Origin of the sequence: Streptomyces sp. NPDC048361, assembly GCF_040651795.1 — a bacterium.
Taxonomy (GTDB): domain Bacteria; phylum Actinomycetota; class Actinomycetes; order Streptomycetales; family Streptomycetaceae; genus Streptomyces.
The window spans coordinates 29,256-44,502 of record NZ_JBEZKW010000005.1 but is presented as its reverse complement, the minus strand read 5'-3'; the positions used below and the strand labels follow the sequence as shown (position 1 = coordinate 44,502).

Sequence of the window (15,247 nt, the reverse complement as noted above, 5' to 3'; positions counted from 1 at the left end):
GGCGGTAACACCCATTTCGGTCACCCCCTGTGACGAACGGCCGGGTACGCCGCTAATCTCCGCCCATGACACCACAGTCATGGGCGGGTTGGTATCGCGACCGCCTAGGATCAGAAGCGCTGACGATCACCACTGACGGGACGCAACTGCGGACCCGCATCAGGGGGGTCGACTTCGCCGGAGCGAGCTTCGACTCGCTCGGCCCGGTGCCGGGGATACCGACGGAGAGCGGCACCTTCGCGCTCGACGGCGGCAACCTCCGGGACTTCGTACTCGAATGGGACATGCCCGTGCCCGTCGCTTCGGACGACGGCGCCGTTCAGGAGGCCACGCTCAGCTGTCTGCTCTCCCTCAAGCCGCCGGAGCCGGACCTCGGGGTCGCGCTGCACTTCGGGGGAGCGGTGTACGCCAGCGGCCGGGCGGAGCTCGACTTCGGCTCGGTGCTCGACGACATCCGGCGCCAACTCCCGTCCGGCTCAAGCCTCCAGCGGTCGCCCCTGGATGCGATCTAGCCCGTCCCTGCCCTAGCCCCCTCCCCCCGTTCCTCACGCGGCCGCCGCGCATCGGGGAGTCCCCAGGACTCCGCGGTGCAGGGCGGCCGCTCCGATCTTCCCGGCCCCCGCCCCTCCGCACCCCTCCTCAAGCCCGTAGGCCCGCTCCCTCGCGGACCCGCTGGGCGTCAACCTCCGTACGGCGCTGAGGGGTTACCAGCGCATGCGCGAGGAGGGGCTGATCGAGCTTGGGTGTGGGGATTGGGCGTGTGGAGCCGGCTCCCGGGCCCTCAGTAGGTCTGGAGCTCCACCAGATTGCCGTCCGGGTCGAGGATGTGTGCGGCCCTCAACCCGGGCCCCCAGGCGGGCAGTTCACGTGCCGGGGCCGCCAGGGTGCCGCCGGCCTCGGCGCAGAGCGAGACGGCCGCGTCGAGCGCCTCTGGTGTCGCCATGCGGATGACGAGGGACGCGCCGCCGTCCGGCACGGAGTCCTCGCCGAGTGCGGCGACCATCGCGGCCCGGGCGAACAGGGCGAGCGCGGTGCGTCCGTCACCGGCATCCCAACTGGCGTAACCGGAAGCGGAGTTGCCGCGGGCGAGGGTGCAGCCGGTGAGTCCGGGGAGGACCGCGTCGTAGAAGCGGAAGGCCGGCTCATAGCGGTCGACGAGAAGCCGGGGGTACGGAGGCTCCAGAGGTTCCATGCCCCGAACCTAACCCGGAACGTCCGCGGTGTGCCCGCGATCACGCGCAGGGCAGGACGTGCTCGGTGATCAGCTGGGCGCAGGCCATCGCCTCGGCTCCGGCGGAGTCCACCTCGATGTCGTACCGCACCCCACGGTGCACGGCCTCGGCCTGTCCCCGGGCCATGCCGGGCATGCGGTCGCCCCGGGCGGTCTCGCGTCCGGCGGCGGTGTCGGGGTCGCAGCGGATCCCTACCCAGAGCACGTCGAGCCCGTCCAGAGCGTGCAGCCAGCGCTTCTGCGCGTCGGCGCCGTCCAGGAACACCTCGTCGAGGACCACGCGGGCGCCGGCCCGCACCATGGCGGCGACACCGCACGCCCAGGCGTTCGACAGCCGCCGGTACTCGGGCCCCACGGTCACCGTTCCGTCCGCCCCGATCCCGAGACCGTCCCCGCCACCCCGGAGGGAGGCGGGCATCGCCCCGTCGAGGGAGTCCACCCCGCATGTCAACCAGGCCCCGGGCAGCACCGCCTGAAGACACCGGGCGATCCCGGACTTCCCGGAACTGGACCCGCCGTTGAGCACGATGACCTGGTAGCGGGACGCATGCGTCTGATCCGTCACGGCCCCAACGTAGGCCAACGCGCCGTGTGGGCCCATCGAATATTTCCGGGCCGGGAACGGTCCAGTAACAGGGGGGAGCGGTGATCTGGAGAGTGATGTACCGCAAGAGGTCGTGGGACTGCACCGGGCCGGACGGTTCGCCGCCGCAGAAAAAGCCGCACCCGCCCCGTCAGGAGACGCCATGGTCGGCGGCCTGGGGAGCGGGTGCGGACGGGGAGACTCCGCGACCGCCGAGGCAGTCGCAGGCCCACGAAGGCTGACCAGAGGTCAGGCCTTCTTGGTCTCCCAGAAGATGCGGTCGATCTCGGCGATGAGCTCGAGCGCCTTCTCGCCGGTCTTCGGGTCGGTCGAGGCCTTCGCCGTGGAGAGGGCCTTGAGCGTGTCGTTGACCAGCTGGTGGAGCTGGGGGTACTTCTCGAAGTGCGGGGGCTTGAAGTAGTCGCTCCACAGCACGGAGACGTGGTGCTTCGCGAGCTCCGCACGCTGTTCCTTGATGACCACGGCACGCGCACGGAAGTGCGGGTCCTCGTTGGCCTGGAACTTCTCCTGTACGGCCTTGACCGACTCCGCCTCGATGCGGGCCTGGGCCGGGTCGTACACACCGCAGGGCAGGTCGCAGTGCGCGCTGACCTTCACCTTGGGGGCAAACAGGCGGGAAAGCATTGAGCTGTCCTTCCTCGTGATCGTCTTCTCAGGTGGGACATTACTCGGTGAGAGACGGTATTTCGCGGGTGCCCCCATGGGCTTAGGTCAAAAGTCCAGGGTCACCCCGGGACTCGTGGCGGAACGTACCGTGGGTGTGGCGGCGGGGTGCCGGTGGCCTGGAGGCGGGTGACGTATGACGGACGAGGGGCGGGAACCGAGGGTGCCGTTGGGGATCGCGGAGGTCCTGGGGACCTCGATGGTCCCCACGCTGTTGCACGGGGATCAGCTGCTTGTGCACTACGGAGCGGAGCTGCGGGCCGGGGACGTGGCCGTGCTCCGGCATCCGCTCCAGCAGGACCTGCTCATCGTCAAGCGGCTGATGGAGCGGCGCGAGAGCGGCTGGTGGGTGCTGGGCGACAACACCGACGACGAGGTCGTGGACAGCAGGGCGTTCGGCACCGTGCCGGTCGAGCTCGTGCTCGGCCGGGTGCGCGGGCGCTTTCGGCCGCTGACGGCCGGGCGCCGGCGCACGGTCGGCTACCTGGCCTCCTGGGCCGTCTCGTCCGTCAGGCCGGTGCTCTCCGACCGCTCGGTCTCCTGGCGCTTGCGGGCCCGGTAGGCAGCCACGTTGGCGCGGGTCGCGCACCGGTCCGAGCAGTAGCGGCGCGAGCGGTTGGTCGAGGTGTCGAGATAGGCGTTGCGGCACGGCGCTGCCTCGCACAGGCCGAGCCGGTCGACGCCGAACTCCGTGAGGTGGAAGGCGAGGCCCATGGAGGCGATCGCGGCGTAACCGGCCGTCGCGTTCGAGGGGTGGTCGGCCAGGTGCATGTGCCACAGCGGCCGGTCGTCCGCGTCGCGGTGTTCGTGCCCCGACACCTGCGGGCTGACGGGGAATTCGAGGAGCAGGGAGTTGAGCAGGTCGACCGCCTGCACCTCCTCGCCCCGGTCGGCCGCCTCGAAGACCGCCCTCAGCCGGGCTCGTACCGAGCGGAAGCGCGTCACGTCCGCGTCCGTCGCCCTGCGGGCCGCCGACTGGTTGCCGCCGAACAGTTCGCGGACCGCGTCGACCGACGTCAGCGTGTCCTTGTTGCGGGCCGGCTCCTCGGTGTTGACCAGGCGTACGGCATAGTCCGAGTAATAGGCCAGTTCCACTTGTAGTCCTTACGGCGGCGGTCTAGGGTCGGGAGGGATTCAGGTAACGGCTGGGTACCCTTCGAGGGTATTACACAGTGGGCTCCCAAGGAGGGGTTCCGGTGTCGGAGACGAGTATGGGGACGGATACGGGCACAGGTTCGGGTACGGGGAAGGGGACGGATATGGGTACGGGTGCGGGGATGGATAAGGGTGTGGCGCCGACCGCAGGGGCCGGGGCCGGGGCTCCTGCCTCCTGGCGGGGCTGGCAGGACAGCTGGGACCGGCAGCAGGAGTGGTACATGCCGGACCGCGAGGAACGCTTCCGGGTGATGCTCGACATGGTCGAGGCCTGCGTCGGGCCCGCACCGCGCGTGCTCGACCTCGCGTGCGGTACGGGGAGTATTACGGACCGCCTCCTCAAGAGGTTCCCGGACGCCATCAGCACGGGCGTGGACCTGGACCCCGCGCTCCTCGCCATCGCCGAGGGCACCTTCACCGGGGACGGCCGGGTCACCTTCGTGACCGCCGACCTCAAGGACCCGCAGTGGGCCGCGTCGCTCCCGTACGACACCTACGACGCCGTGCTCACGGCGACCGCCCTGCACTGGCTGCACAGCGAACCGCTCGCCGTGCTCTACGGGCAGATCGGCGGGCTGGTCCGCGATGCTGGCGTGTTCATGAATGCCGACCACATGATCGACCCCGCCACGCCCCGCATCAACGCCGCCGAGCGCGCCCACCGCCACGCCCAGATGGACCGCGCCAAGGCCGCGGGGGCCCTCGACTGGGCCGACTGGTGGGCGCTGGCCGCCAAGGATCCCGTACTCGCGGAACCGACCGCCCGGCGCTACGAGATCTACGGCGAGCACGCCGACGGTGACATGTCGTCCGCCTCCTGGCACGCCGAGGCCCTGCGCGCCGCCGGTTTCGCCGAGGCCCGGCCCGTGTGGGCCTCCCCCTCGGACACCCTGCTTCTCGCCCTCAAGTAGCGCGCACGGGAAGGGGGGTTGAGGGCGCGTGCCCTCAACCCCCCTTCCCATGGAGTTCCCGTGGAGTTTCCGCGGAGCGACCTACGGCGCCAGAGCGACCTACAGCACCTTGGACAGGAACGACTTCGTCCGGTCGTGCTGCGGGTTGGTCAGGACGTCGCGCGGGTGGCCGGCTTCGACCACCACGCCGTCGTCCATGAAGACCAGCGAGTCGCCGACCTCGCGCGCGAAGCCCATCTCGTGGGTGACCACGATCATCGTCATGCCGTCCTCGGCGAGGCCCCGCATGACGTCCAGGACGTCGCCCACCAGCTCGGGGTCGAGCGCCGATGTCGGCTCGTCGAAGAGCATCAGCTTCGGCTGCATCGCCAGCGCGCGGGCGATCGCCACGCGCTGCTGCTGGCCGCCGGAGAGCTGCGAGGGGTAGTTGCCCGCCTTGTCGGCGAGGCCCACCCGGTCGAGGAGCTTCAGCGCCCGCTCGCGGGCCACCGACTTCGACTCCCGCTTGACCTGGACCGGCGCCTCCATGACGTTCTCGACGGCCGTCATGTGCGGGAACAGGTTGAAGCGCTGGAAGACCATGCCGATGTCCCGGCGCTTCAGGGCGACTTCGCTGTCCTTCAGCTCGTAGAGCTTGTCGCCCTTCTGGCGGTACCCGACCAGCTCGCCGTCGACATATAGCCGCCCGGCGTTGATCTGCTCCAGGTGGTTGATGCAGCGCAGGAACGTCGACTTGCCCGAGCCCGAGGGGCCGATGAGGCAGAAGACCTCGCCCTCGGCCACCTCCAGGTCGATGCCCTTGAGGATGTGGGCGGGGCCGAACGACTTGTGGACGCCCTCCGCCTTGACCATCGGTTGTGCAGTCATGGGGTCACCGCCGCCAGTTGGTAAGGGAGAGCAGGTTCGACTTGATGCGCTCCAGCGGCGTCGGCGGCAGGGCGCGCAGCGAACCACGGGCGAAGCGGCGCTCCAGGTAGTACTGGCCGACGCTGAACACGCTGGTCAGGGCCAGGTACCAGATCGAGGCCACGAAGAGCATCTCCATCACCGCGAACGAGGTCGCGGCGACGTCCTGGGCGCTGCGCAGCAGGTCCTGGTACTGGACGGCGACGACCAGCGACGACGTCTTCAGCATGTTGATGAACTCGTTGCCCGTCGGCGGGATGATCACCCGCATCGACTGGGGGAGCACCACACGGCGCATGGTCTGCATCTGCGTCATGCCGAGCGCGTGCGATGCCTCGGTCTGTCCCTCGTCCACCGACTGGATGCCGGCCCGGACGATCTCCGCCATGTACGCGCCCTCGTTGAGACCGAGGCCGAGCAGGGCGGCGAGGAACGGAGTCATGACCGCGGTCATGTAGTCCTTGTAGAACCCGAGGTTCAGGATCGGGAAGATCAGCGCCAGGTTGAACCAGATCAGGAGCTGTACGTAGACCGGGGTGCCGCGGAAGAACCAGATGTACAGCCAGGCGACCGAGCTGGTCACCGGGTTCTTCGAGAGCCGCATCACGGCGAACAGCACACCGAGGGCCAGACCCACCGCCATCGAGACGACGCTGATCAGCACGGTGTGCCACAGGCCGGTCAGGATGCTGGAGTCGAACAGCTTGTCCGTGACGGTGGCCCAGCGCACATTGCCCTGGGCGAACGCGTACGCGAGCGCGCCGAGCACGGCGACGACGAGTACGGCGCTGACCCAGCGGCCGTAGTGGCGGACCGGGATGGCCCGGATGACATCCGGGGGGACCTGCTCCGGCGCGGCGTCGGCCGGGCCGGAGGGGGTCTTGTCGAGCTTGTCAGTCACAGCGACTGCCCTTCAGTGGTGCGCGGGTCAGGAGCCGCCGTTGATGGCTGCCTTGGTGACGGCGCCCTGCGCGCCGCCCCACTTGTCGATGGCCGCCTTGTAGGAGCCGTCCTTGATGATCGCGTCAAGGGCCTGCGACAGAGCGTCGCGCAGCTGGGTGTTCTTCTTGTCCACCGCGATGCCGAACGGGCCCGCGTCCGAGGGGTTGGCGACCGACTCGAAGTCGGCGCCGCCGCCCGCGGTCTTCGCGATGTACGCGGCGACGGGGGAGTCGTTCAGGTCGGCCACGGCGCCGCCGGCCTTGACGCGGGTCTGCGCCTCGGCGTCGGTGGAGAAGGGCTCGAAGCTCAGCTTGCCCTTGCCGTCCTTCTCGCACTTGGCGGCGAGGTCCTTGGCGGCCTGCTCATAGGTGGTGCCGCGCTGCACGGCGATGGTCTTGCCGCAGAGGTCGTCGGTGGACTTGATGCCCTGCGGGTTGCCCTTCTTGACCAGGATGCCGGTGCTCGCGGTGTAGTAGTCGACGAAGTCGACGCCCGTACCGGTCTTCTTGCCGCTCTTGTCAAGGCCTTCCTGGCGGGCCTTGGTGTCGCTCACCGAGGACATCACCGCGTCGTAGCGGCCGGTGGGCAGCGCGCCGAGCAGGGTGTCGAAGGTGCCGCTGGTGAACTCGAACTTCACGCCGAGCTGCTTGCCGAGGGCCGCGGCGATGTCGGGGTCGATGCCGACGATGTTCTCGCCCTGCTTGAACTCCATGGGCGCGTACGTGGCGTCCGTACCGACCTTGATGACGCCGGCCTTCTGGATGTTCGCGGGGAGCTTGGAGAACAGCGGGGCGGAGCTGGAGCCCGAGGACTCGGGGGCCGAGCCCTTCTTCGTCTGGTCACCGCAGCCGGTGACCAGCAGGGCGCCCGCGACCGCGATCGCGCCGACCGCGGCAATCCGGGACGTGGCGGCGGTCGTACGGCGGGTGGTGCTTGCGGTCATGGTCGGGTTCCTCCGGCAGGTGGTGAGTGGAGTGGCCATGGAGTGCGCACAGCGAGAACGCACAGGTCCTGGCGGTGGTCGTGCACGCATCCTCGGGTGTCGCGACCGCGGTGTGAACCGCGTGTGAAGTCGCATCTTGCCATTCGGACCGCGGAAATCAGGGTCGCAGCCATGTCAAAATCGGATAACGGGTCACCCCCCGAAACCGTCCAGGCCGCCACATCCCGGCCCCGGGCGCCGGACCATGTGCGGGCAGGGCCCGCACGGACCGCAGAATCTCCGGTTCATCTCGCGGCGCGGACATGTTTCATGCCGCGTAACCGACTTGTCGTGACAACACGTGAAGAGTCGTGTCACGGTACGGAGGCCGCTTGCGACGGAGCGTCGGCGCTGGGCCACTATGGACTCGTCGGCGGACGTCTCTGTCCGGTAAGAAGGATCCTTACACCCCTCATCCGGGGCTCAGGGCGCGTGTGCGGCGCGCCCGCGCGTACGTACCTCCTCCCCGCGGGGCGGGCCAACCGCCCTCAGTGGGGAACGTACGCGGGTCCGCCCACCCCTCCTCAACAAGGAGTGGCCACCCTCAACTGATGAAGACTTAAGGGGTACAACACCATGGCAGCGGAGATCGTCAATCCTCGCAGCGACAGCGGCACGGAGGGTTACGGAGATTCCGTCGAATCCTTCGACCCCGCCTTCGCGCTCCACCGCGGCGGCAAGATGGCCGTGCAGGCCACCGTGCCGATCCGGGACAAGGACGACCTGTCCCTCGCCTACACGCCGGGCGTCGCCAAGGTGTGCAGCGCGATCGCGGAGAACCCGGAGCTGGTCCACGACTACACCTGGAAGTCGCAGGTGGTCGCCGTCGTGACGGACGGCACCGCGGTGCTCGGACTCGGTGACATCGGTCCCGAGGCCTCCCTCCCGGTCATGGAGGGCAAGGCGATCCTCTTCAAGCAGTTCGGCGGCGTCGACGCGGTGCCGATCGCGCTGGCGACCACCGACACGGACGAGATCATCGAGACCGTCGTCCGCCTCGCGCCCTCCTTCGGCGGGGTGAACCTGGAGGACATCTCGGCCCCGCGCTGCTTCGAGATCGAGCGGCGCCTGCAGGAAGCCCTGGACATCCCGGTCTTCCACGACGACCAGCACGGCACGGCCGTCGTCACCCTGGCCGCCCTGCGCAACGCCGCGAAGCTCACCGGACGCACCCTCGGCGACCTGCGCGCCGTGATCTCCGGAGCGGGCGCGGCCGGTGTCGCCATCGCCAAGTTCCTGCTCGAAGCGGGCCTCGGCGATGTGGCGGTCACCGACCGCAAGGGCATCGTCAGCAGCGACCGTACGGACCTGACGGACGTCAAGCGGGAGCTCGCCGAGCTCACCAACAAGGCGGGCCTGAGCGGCTCCCTGGAGCACGCGCTCGCCGGCGCGGACGTGTTCATCGGCGTCTCGGGCGGTACGGTCCCCGAGCCCGCCGTCGCCTCCATGGCGCCGGGTGCCTTCGTCTTCGCGATGGCCAACCCGAACCCCGAGGTGCACCCCGACATCGCGCACAAGTACGCGTCGGTCGTGGCCACCGGCCGCTCGGACTACCCGAACCAGATCAACAACGTGCTCGCGTTCCCCGGCATCTTCGCGGGCGCCCTCCAGGTCCGGGCTTCCCGGATCACCGAGGGCATGAAGATCGCCGCGGCCAACGCGCTGGCCGACGTCGTGGGCGACCAGCTCGCCGCCGACTACGTCATCCCGTCGCCGTTCGACGAGCGGGTCGCCCCCGCCGTCACCGCCGCGGTGGCGGCCGCCGCCCGCGCCGAGGGCGTGGCGCGCCGGTAGCCGTACCGGTAGCCCACGGACCGGTAGCAGTACCAGTAGGTCGCGGACCGGTCCTGCTACCGGCACCAGTACCGGTAGCCGTACCGGCACCAGTACCGGCAGCAGTTCGTACGAGCCGTGCCGGGCTCTCCTTCGGGGGAGCCCGGCACGGCTCTTTCGTGCGATCCCCGCGGGGCCCTTTCGTGGCCTGGCGCGGCGTGCGGGGTGTCACAGTCGTGGGAGGTTCCGGCAGCCGGGCCGCGCACCCTAGGGTCAGGGCCATGTTCGCCGCCTACGCCGCCCGCATCGACCGTGACCAGCCGCTCAGCGGCCTTGAGTTGGGGGAGCGGCCGGCCCCCGAGGTACGCCCCGGCTGGAGCCTCATCGACGTACGGGCCGCCTCCCTCAACCACCACGACGTCTGGTCGCTGCGCGGCGTCGGCATCACCGAGGACAAGCTGCCGATGATCCTCGGCTGCGACGCGGCCGGGATCGACGCGGACGGCAACGAGGTCGTCCTGCACTCGGTGATCGGCCAGAGCGGCCACGGGGTCGGCCCCGCCGAGGGCCGCTCGATCCTCACCGAGAAGTACCAGGGCACCTTCGCCGAGCAGGTCACCGTGCCCACCTGGAACGTGCTGCCCAAGCCGAAGGGGATGAGCTTCGCGGAGGCCGCGTGCCTGCCGACGGCGTGGCTGACCGCCTACCGGATGCTGTTCACCAACGCCGGTGTACGGCCGGGGGACTCGGTGCTCGTGCAGGGCGCGGGAGGCGGGGTCGCCACCGCCGCGATCGTGCTCGGCAAGGCGGCCGGCCTCCGGGTCTTCGCCACCAGCCGCGACGAGGCCAAGCGCAAGCGGGCCGTCGAGCTGGGCGCGGTCGAGGCGTACGAGTCCGGTGCGCGGCTGCCGCAGCGCGTCGACGCGGTGATCGAGACGGTGGGCGCGGCGACCTGGTCGCACTCGGTGAAGTCCCTGCGCCCCGGCGGCACCCTGGTCATCTCCGGCGCCACCAGCGGCGACCGCCCCGCCCACGCCGAGCTGACCCGCATCTTCTTCCTTGAGCTCAAGGTCGTGGGCTCCACGATGGGTACCAAGGACGAGCTGGAGGACCTGCTCGCGTTCTGCTCGGCGACGGGTGTACGTCCTGTCATCGACGAGGTGCTTCCGCTGGACCGGGCGCGCGAGGGCTTCGAGAAGGTGGCGTCGGGCGACCTGTTCGGGAAGGTCGTGCTCACGGTGGGGTGAGGCAGGGCCGGCCGGTTCGGCCCATTCGGGCCGGCTTCGGGGCCGCGGTTCCGCGCCTGTTCTTGTGCGCGGGGCCGCGGCCTTTTCTCCAGCCCGCGCGTCAACTTTGGTTGACGGGGTCGTGATGTCAATGTAAGTTGACATGTATGACCGAGGCCACCGATCTCGCCGCACGAGCCGGCGACCGCGACCCGAGGGTCGGACTGCGAGCCGTCGCCGCGCTGCGACGGCTCCTGGAACAGCTCGAATCCGTACAGGTACGAAGCGCCCGCAATCAGGGCTGGTCATGGCAGGAGATCGCCGCGGAGCTGGGGGTCAGCCGCCAGGCCGTCCACAAGAAGCACGGGAGGACTTGATGTTCGAGCGATTCACGGTGGATGCGCGGGGGGTGGTGACGGGGGCGGTCGAGTACGCGTCCCGTGCGGGGTCCCCGGTGGTGACCGAGGAACATCTGCTCTTCGCCCTCCTCGATCGCGAGGGCACCAGGGCGGCCCTCGCGCTCGGCTCCCTCGGCGTCACCGCCCGGCGCGGCGAGATCGCCGAGGCGCTGGCCGCCGCGCGGCGCCGGGGCGGCATGTCCAAGGCGGACGAGGACGCGCTGGCGGGGCTCGGCATCTCCGTCGAGGAGATCGTCGCGCGGGTGGAGGAAGCCCATGGGCCCGGTGCGCTCTCCGGCGCGGAGCCGGGCAAGGCGTGGCCCTCGGGGAGGCCGGCCTTCACGAAGGGGGCGAAGAAGGTGCTGGAGAAGTCGCTGCGGATGGCTGTGGCGCGGAAGCGGAAGTCGATCGGTGACGAGCATGTGCTGCTGGCGCTTGTGGTGATGCCGGGTGTGGTGGGGGAGGTCCTCGCGGAGTTCGGGGGGACGTATGGGGAGGTTGAGCGGGTGCTCGGCATCTGAGGGGGCTTGCCCACCCACCCCCGTGCGGCTACTTGAGGGTGGCAGCTCCCTGGGGCTCCGCCCCAGACCCCGGTCGCGCCTTGAACGGCGCTTGTCCTCAATCTCCCCCAAGGCCTTAAGGGCCAGGGGCCCATGACGGGCTGGGTGAGCCTCTGCTGGGCACCCCGCCAGGGCCAAGCTGCCAGGGGCGGGTGTGCCTCTGGCGGGCACCCCGCCAAGGGCAGCCCGCCCAGGGGCGCGGGGAACGGCGCGACCGGCCACCCGCGGGCCGCACCCGAAGGCCGGGCCCTGGGGCTGAGCCTCGGACCCGGCCGGCTCCCGCGCCGTCCGGCGCGCTCGTCAGGGGCGGAGTGTGGCCGCGATGTGCGCCGCCGCCCGCGCCAAGTAGCCACGAGCCGCGTCCAGTTGGGGCTCCGTCACCCCGTGGTCCCGGGCCGCATCCCGGATGTCGTCCCGGAACCGGTCGAGCAGCCGGTCCAGATCCCGCGCCGGGTCACCGGACGACGCCTCCCGCGCCCACTCGGGCTCCGGCCCAGCCGCAGACCCCGGCTCAGTCGCAGGCTCCGGCTCAGTCGCAGGCTCCGGCCGGGCCGCGCGCTCCCGCTCAGCCGCCCGCTCCCGCTCAGCCGCAGGCTCGTGGGCCGTCGGGCCGAAGCCGAAGCGGCCCAGCTCCTTGGTGATTTCGGCGAGACCCTCGCGTACGCCCGTCGGCCAGTCGCCCCGCGCGAAGTGCTCCTGCACCTGGCGCTGAACGTCGCGGGCGACCCGCTGCATGTCCTCGCGCGCCTTCTCCTGCGCCTCCCTGGCCTCGCGGCGCGCCTCCTGGGCCTCGTCGCGGGCCCGCCTGGACTCGTCCTTCGCCCGGCGCGCCTGCTCCTTCCACTCCTGCTTCGCGCGCTTGAACTCCTCCTTCGCCTGCTGCCATCCCTCCGCGTCACCCCACGTACCGTCGAAGAAGTCGGAGGCGTCCGGGAATCCCTTGCGGGCGCCCCGGCCGGCGCCGGCCGAGCCCTGACCCGTACGGGATTCGTGGGCCGCGCGGCGCATGTCGTCGCGCAGGCTGCCGGCCGCCCCGCGTACGTCGTCGCGGATCTCGGCGGCGAGTTCGGAGACGGATTCGCGGATCTCCAGCTCCAGATCGGCGAGTTCACCACCCCGGCCCGCCAACTCCGCACGGCCCGCGTCGGTGATCGAGTACACCTTGCGGCCGCCCTCGGTGGTGTGGGTGACAAGACCCTCGGCCTCCAGCTTGGCGAGCCGCGGGTAGACCGTGCCGGCGCTCGGCGCGTACAGCCCCTGGAAGCGCTCTTCGAGCAGGCGGATCACCTCGTAGCCGTGGCGCGGGGCCTCGTCGAGCAGCTTGAGGAGGTAGAGACGGAGACGTCCGTGGGCGAAGACAGGGGGCATGTCAGAGCACCTTCTTGGTCGGGCCGACGGGGCCGGTCGGGCCGACGGGGCCGGTGGGGTCCACGGGTCCGGTGGGGTCGATCGCGTCGGTCGGGTCGTTCGGGCCCGGCCGGCCGGTCGTGGGGGAGGCGGTGCCGTCCGGCGGCGTGTTCTCGAAGGGGGTCTCGAAGGGGGGCTCGAACGGGCCCTCCTCCGCCGCCGGCCTGCGCAGCAGCGCGATCGAGCCCGAGACCGTCGTGGCCTTGAGGGTCCCCGTCCCCGCCCCCAGCGTGCCGGTGATCTTCTTCATGCCCCACTGCCCGCCGACCCGCAGGTCCTCGAAGGCGCTGGAGATGGCCCCGCTCGCGGTGTTGGCCTCGACGTGGGCGTCCGCCGGGTGCGGCAGCCGGATGGCGATCTCGCCGGACACCGTGGTCAGGCGGATGTCGGTGGTCTTCGTACCCGGGTCGAGGTCGAGCATCATGTCGCCGCTCACGGACTCGGCCGCCACGGCCGCCCCCGAACCCTCGACGACGGTCAGATTGCCGGACACGGTCTTGAAGTGGAGGTCGCCCGTGACCGCCTGGGCCTCCACATGGCCGGTGACGCTGTCGGCGCGGACCGTCCCGGCGAGCTGGACGAGGGTCGCGTCACCGCTGACGCCCCGCACCTCCGTACGCCCCCGGATCCCGGAGACCACGGCGCCCGCGCCGACCATGCCCAGCTCAACGTCCGCGTCCGCCGGCACGGCGAGCGAGACCACCGCGCTGCGGTTCCAGCCCTTGCGGTCGAACCACTTCAGGAAGCCCCGCCACGGCAGGTCCTCGTAGGCGACGGTGAGGGTCGAGCCCTGTCGCGTCACGATCAGGGGTGGTCCCTCGACCGAGGTGATCTCCAGGCGCGAGGAACTTTCCTCGGTGCCCACCACGTTCACAGTTCCGTTGACGACGCGGACGTGGAACTTGGTCAGCGGCTCGTCGAACGTGAGCTTCTGCGACTCTCGGACGGCCCACGTGGACTCGGGCATGTACTGACCTCCTGGGGGCGCTGCGCACGGATACGATCAGACGCAACATATCGCGTCTCTGACTCAACACGATATATCGCGGTTCGGGAAAGTCAAGGTGTACTCACGCCCCGCCGGCGCCGCCCGCGCGGGTGCCTCTGGTGCGAAATACCCCGTTGTGCGACCTGGCGTGAGGGCGTGCGCGTCCCCCCAGTCCCCGCCCCCGGAGCGCTGCTCCTCTGTCGCGCCGAACCCGCGGTGGTCCGCCCCGTCGCCCCTCTGTTGCGCGAGCCGATGCTCCTGGCGCCGGCCGGGGAGGGCTGGAGTGTGCTCGTCCCCTCGGCCACGTCCTGGCTGTCCGGTGACGACCCCGTCGACCAGGTGCTCGCCGGCTGGACGGGGGCGCTGACGGTCGGCGGGGGCCGCCCCGCGCTGGCGCTGTGGTGGGACGATTCCCGGGCGGGCTACGCCCTGGCCCGTACCGGGGTGGCCCTGCCCGTCGGTCTGACCCCGGGCGAAAGGGCCGACCGGGTGCGGGACGCGTCGCGCATCCGGCGCGTCTGCGGTTGACGCGTATTACGCGTCAGGCGCGCCCCCGCCCCGCAGCGCCGGCCTTCCCCGGACCGCCTGCTCCTGCTCCTGTCCCTACTCCTCGTCCTCGTCCTCGTCGTCGAGCCGGGCCAGCCAGGTGGCGAGCCGCTCTACGGGGACCTCGAAGTCCGGGTTCAGGTCGACGAAGGTGCGCAGCTGCTCGGCGAGCCACTCGAAGGTGACCTCTTCCTCGCCGCGCCGCTTCTCCAGCTCCTCGATGCCGCGGTCGGTGAAGTACACAACTTGCTCCTGGGAGGACGTGCCGGATGGTCGGCCCCAGGGTATCGGGGGGTATCGGGCGGCCGTCCCCGGGCGGGCGCCGCTCGTGCTTTACGCGTGCACGCGTGCTTTAGCCGCATGGACTGTCCATTGGCACTTCGCCGGTAGCTTCCCGGTCACGCCGAATCGCCGCTGCGCCGGCTCGTCGACGAACTCCGGCGCCGGCACCCCGAGCCGGCCACCAAGCTCGCTGTGCCGACCATGTGAGGGCCGCGGGCCCGGTTCGCCGGGCGGGACCGGGGTACCGCGAGGTCAGCGTCACCGAACGCTGCCACGGGGTCTGCCCGGGGCGCGGCCGGCGGAACCGGCGGCCATGATCGGGATCCGACAGGCGCCGCACGGCGTTATGCAGGTACGGGACGGCTGACGGAGGTGGCTTCGGATGTTCGGTGGGCTCGACGAGCTTTTCGCGCCAGGGCGGCGGCACACGGAAGAGGAGCGCCGCCGTCAGGAGATCACGCTCGACGAGGTCGGGGACTCCGATCCGGGGCGCGGCCCCATAGACAGCGGCAGCGTGGTCATACGGGTGCCCCCACCCGGCGGCGCCGACCACGCGGACGACGGTAGGAGCGCGGTCGACGGCACGAGCGGGGACGCCGGCCAGAACTGAGCGCGACCACGCTGAGGGGCCCAGCGCTCTCCGCATCGCGACCACGCCGAGGGGCTCGGCACT

The 15,247-nt window shown here is 70.7% G+C and carries 18 protein-coding genes and 2 pseudogenes; 10 read left to right on the top strand and 10 right to left on the bottom strand.

The window, feature by feature from the left end:
- Window positions 1–65 precede the first annotated feature (65 nt).
- Together AB0D31_RS04385 and AB0D31_RS04380 are read left to right on the top strand one after the other, a co-directional pair.
- Window positions 66–512 carry a DUF6304 family protein gene (locus tag AB0D31_RS04385; protein WP_362716807.1) on the top strand — a complete coding sequence of 149 codons (447 nt, stop codon included), beginning with the start codon at window positions 66–68 and terminating at the stop codon, window positions 510–512.
- 133 nt (window positions 513–645) lie between these two features.
- Window positions 646–741, top strand: a pseudogene (locus AB0D31_RS04380) (GntR family transcriptional regulator); the annotation flags it as partial.
- A 40-nt stretch (window positions 742–781) separates the two neighbouring features.
- Here AB0D31_RS04380 and AB0D31_RS04375 read toward each other — a convergent pair.
- The 3 genes from AB0D31_RS04375 to sodN form a co-directional block, all read right to left on the bottom strand.
- Entirely contained in the window at window positions 782–1,192 is a 411-nt protein-coding gene (locus AB0D31_RS04375) for a glyoxalase/bleomycin resistance/extradiol dioxygenase family protein (RefSeq protein ID WP_362716805.1), read from the bottom strand.
- 40 nt (window positions 1,193–1,232) lie between these two features.
- The gene (gene cpt / locus AB0D31_RS04370) at window positions 1,233–1,796 is read right to left on the bottom strand and encodes a chloramphenicol phosphotransferase CPT (protein ID WP_362716802.1); all 564 of its coding nucleotides are present in this window, start codon (window positions 1,794–1,796) and stop codon (window positions 1,233–1,235) included.
- Between the two features lie 267 nt (window positions 1,797–2,063).
- The gene (gene sodN / locus AB0D31_RS04365) at window positions 2,064–2,459 is read right to left on the bottom strand and encodes a superoxide dismutase, Ni (RefSeq protein WP_267056334.1); all 396 of its coding nucleotides are present in this window, start codon (window positions 2,457–2,459) and stop codon (window positions 2,064–2,066) included.
- A 175-nt stretch (window positions 2,460–2,634) separates the two neighbouring features.
- On the opposite strand from sodN, the gene sodX reads away from it, so the two are divergent.
- Window positions 2,635–3,060 (top strand): nickel-type superoxide dismutase maturation protease, encoded by a 426-nt coding sequence (gene sodX, locus AB0D31_RS04360; RefSeq protein WP_362716799.1) that lies wholly within the window; start codon window positions 2,635–2,637, stop codon window positions 3,058–3,060.
- On the opposite strand, the gene AB0D31_RS04355 is transcribed toward sodX, so the two are convergent.
- Window positions 2,979–3,593 carry a CGNR zinc finger domain-containing protein gene (locus tag AB0D31_RS04355; RefSeq protein ID WP_362716796.1) on the bottom strand — a complete coding sequence of 205 codons (615 nt, stop codon included), beginning with the start codon at window positions 3,591–3,593 and terminating at the stop codon, window positions 2,979–2,981. The genes sodX and AB0D31_RS04355 overlap by 82 nt on opposite strands.
- 182 nt (window positions 3,594–3,775) lie before the next feature.
- Between AB0D31_RS04355 and AB0D31_RS04350 the strand changes: the two genes are divergently transcribed.
- Window positions 3,776–4,564, top strand: a complete 789-nt coding sequence (locus AB0D31_RS04350; protein WP_362716794.1) for a class I SAM-dependent methyltransferase — start codon at window positions 3,776–3,778, stop codon at window positions 4,562–4,564.
- Window positions 4,565–4,663: 99 nt separating this feature from the next.
- On the opposite strand, the gene AB0D31_RS04345 is transcribed toward AB0D31_RS04350, so the two are convergent.
- Genes AB0D31_RS04345 through AB0D31_RS04335 form a run of 3 tightly spaced genes read right to left on the bottom strand, consistent with a single transcriptional unit; the run spans window position 4,664 to window position 7,355 of the window.
- Window positions 4,664–5,431, bottom strand: a complete 768-nt coding sequence (locus AB0D31_RS04345) for an amino acid ABC transporter ATP-binding protein (RefSeq protein WP_323177915.1) — start codon at window positions 5,429–5,431, stop codon at window positions 4,664–4,666.
- Between the two features lie 4 nt (window positions 5,432–5,435).
- Window positions 5,436–6,371, bottom strand: coding sequence for an amino acid ABC transporter permease (locus AB0D31_RS04340; RefSeq protein ID WP_362716790.1), 936 nt, complete (start codon window positions 6,369–6,371; stop codon window positions 5,436–5,438).
- A gap of 27 nt (window positions 6,372–6,398) precedes the next feature.
- A complete protein-coding gene (locus AB0D31_RS04335) occupies window positions 6,399–7,355 on the bottom strand; it encodes an ABC transporter substrate-binding protein (RefSeq protein ID WP_362716788.1) in 957 nt (318 codons plus the stop codon).
- A 615-nt stretch (window positions 7,356–7,970) separates the two neighbouring features.
- Here AB0D31_RS04335 and AB0D31_RS04330 point away from each other — a divergent pair.
- From AB0D31_RS04330 to AB0D31_RS04315, 4 genes are all read left to right on the top strand, one after another.
- On the top strand, window positions 7,971–9,188 hold the full coding sequence (locus tag AB0D31_RS04330) for an NADP-dependent malic enzyme (RefSeq protein WP_362716785.1): 1,218 nt from the start codon (window positions 7,971–7,973) through the stop codon (window positions 9,186–9,188).
- 260 nt (window positions 9,189–9,448) lie between these two features.
- Entirely contained in the window at window positions 9,449–10,414 is a 966-nt protein-coding gene (locus AB0D31_RS04325; RefSeq protein ID WP_362716782.1) for a zinc-binding dehydrogenase, read from the top strand.
- Between the two features lie 146 nt (window positions 10,415–10,560).
- Window positions 10,561–10,770, top strand: coding sequence for an HTH domain-containing protein (locus AB0D31_RS04320; protein WP_100579604.1), 210 nt, complete (start codon window positions 10,561–10,563; stop codon window positions 10,768–10,770).
- A complete protein-coding gene (locus AB0D31_RS04315; protein ID WP_362716779.1) occupies window positions 10,770–11,312 on the top strand; it encodes a Clp protease N-terminal domain-containing protein in 543 nt (180 codons plus the stop codon). Before AB0D31_RS04320 ends, AB0D31_RS04315 begins: the two co-directional genes overlap by 1 nt.
- A gap of 339 nt (window positions 11,313–11,651) precedes the next feature.
- On the opposite strand, the gene AB0D31_RS04310 is transcribed toward AB0D31_RS04315, so the two are convergent.
- Both AB0D31_RS04310 and AB0D31_RS04305 read right to left on the bottom strand, forming a co-directional pair.
- Window positions 11,652–12,719, bottom strand: coding sequence for a helix-turn-helix transcriptional regulator (locus tag AB0D31_RS04310; protein ID WP_362716776.1), 1,068 nt, complete (start codon window positions 12,717–12,719; stop codon window positions 11,652–11,654).
- 1 nt (window position 12,720) lies between these two features.
- Window positions 12,721–13,725, bottom strand: a complete 1,005-nt coding sequence (locus AB0D31_RS04305; protein ID WP_362716773.1) for a DUF4097 family beta strand repeat-containing protein — start codon at window positions 13,723–13,725, stop codon at window positions 12,721–12,723.
- A gap of 147 nt (window positions 13,726–13,872) precedes the next feature.
- Between AB0D31_RS04305 and AB0D31_RS04300 the strand changes: the two are divergent.
- Window positions 13,873–14,208: pseudogene (locus AB0D31_RS04300) on the top strand (hypothetical protein); the annotation flags it as partial.
- Between the two features lie 141 nt (window positions 14,209–14,349).
- Here AB0D31_RS04300 and AB0D31_RS04295 read toward each other — a convergent pair.
- A complete protein-coding gene (locus AB0D31_RS04295) occupies window positions 14,350–14,535 on the bottom strand; it encodes a DUF6104 family protein (protein WP_030190019.1) in 186 nt (61 codons plus the stop codon).
- A gap of 421 nt (window positions 14,536–14,956) precedes the next feature.
- Here AB0D31_RS04295 and AB0D31_RS04290 point away from each other — a divergent pair, with 421 nt between their 5' ends.
- A complete protein-coding gene (locus tag AB0D31_RS04290; protein ID WP_362716770.1) occupies window positions 14,957–15,184 on the top strand; it encodes a DUF6191 domain-containing protein in 228 nt (75 codons plus the stop codon).
- The last annotated feature ends 63 nt before the right edge of the window (window positions 15,185–15,247 follow it).

Excerpts from the sequence above, each read along its gene's own strand:
- sodN (WP_267056334.1), bottom strand. The coding sequence starts at position 2,459 with ATGCTTTCCCGCCTGTTTGCCCCCAAGGTGAAGGTCAGCGCGCACTGC.
- AB0D31_RS04305 (WP_362716773.1), bottom strand. The coding sequence starts at position 13,725 with ATGCCCGAGTCCACGTGGGCCGTCCGAGAGTCGCAGAAGCTCACGTTC.
- AB0D31_RS04325 (WP_362716782.1), top strand. The coding sequence starts at position 9,449 with ATGTTCGCCGCCTACGCCGCCCGCATCGACCGTGACCAGCCGCTCAGC.
- AB0D31_RS04375 (WP_362716805.1), bottom strand. The coding sequence starts at position 1,192 with ATGGAACCTCTGGAGCCTCCGTACCCCCGGCTTCTCGTCGACCGCTAT.
- AB0D31_RS04335 (WP_362716788.1), bottom strand. The coding sequence starts at position 7,355 with ATGACCGCAAGCACCACCCGCCGTACGACCGCCGCCACGTCCCGGATT.
- AB0D31_RS04310 (WP_362716776.1), bottom strand. The coding sequence starts at position 12,719 with ATGCCCCCTGTCTTCGCCCACGGACGTCTCCGTCTCTACCTCCTCAAG.
- AB0D31_RS04330 (WP_362716785.1), top strand. The coding sequence starts at position 7,971 with ATGGCAGCGGAGATCGTCAATCCTCGCAGCGACAGCGGCACGGAGGGT.
- AB0D31_RS04315 (WP_362716779.1), top strand. The coding sequence starts at position 10,770 with ATGTTCGAGCGATTCACGGTGGATGCGCGGGGGGTGGTGACGGGGGCG.
- AB0D31_RS04320 (WP_100579604.1), top strand. The coding sequence starts at position 10,561 with ATGACCGAGGCCACCGATCTCGCCGCACGAGCCGGCGACCGCGACCCG.
- AB0D31_RS04345 (WP_323177915.1), bottom strand. The coding sequence starts at position 5,431 with ATGACTGCACAACCGATGGTCAAGGCGGAGGGCGTCCACAAGTCGTTC.
- AB0D31_RS04385 (WP_362716807.1), top strand. The coding sequence starts at position 66 with ATGACACCACAGTCATGGGCGGGTTGGTATCGCGACCGCCTAGGATCA.
- AB0D31_RS04290 (WP_362716770.1), top strand. The coding sequence starts at position 14,957 with ATGTTCGGTGGGCTCGACGAGCTTTTCGCGCCAGGGCGGCGGCACACG.
- sodX (WP_362716799.1), top strand. The coding sequence starts at position 2,635 with ATGACGGACGAGGGGCGGGAACCGAGGGTGCCGTTGGGGATCGCGGAG.
- AB0D31_RS04350 (WP_362716794.1), top strand. The coding sequence starts at position 3,776 with ATGGATAAGGGTGTGGCGCCGACCGCAGGGGCCGGGGCCGGGGCTCCT.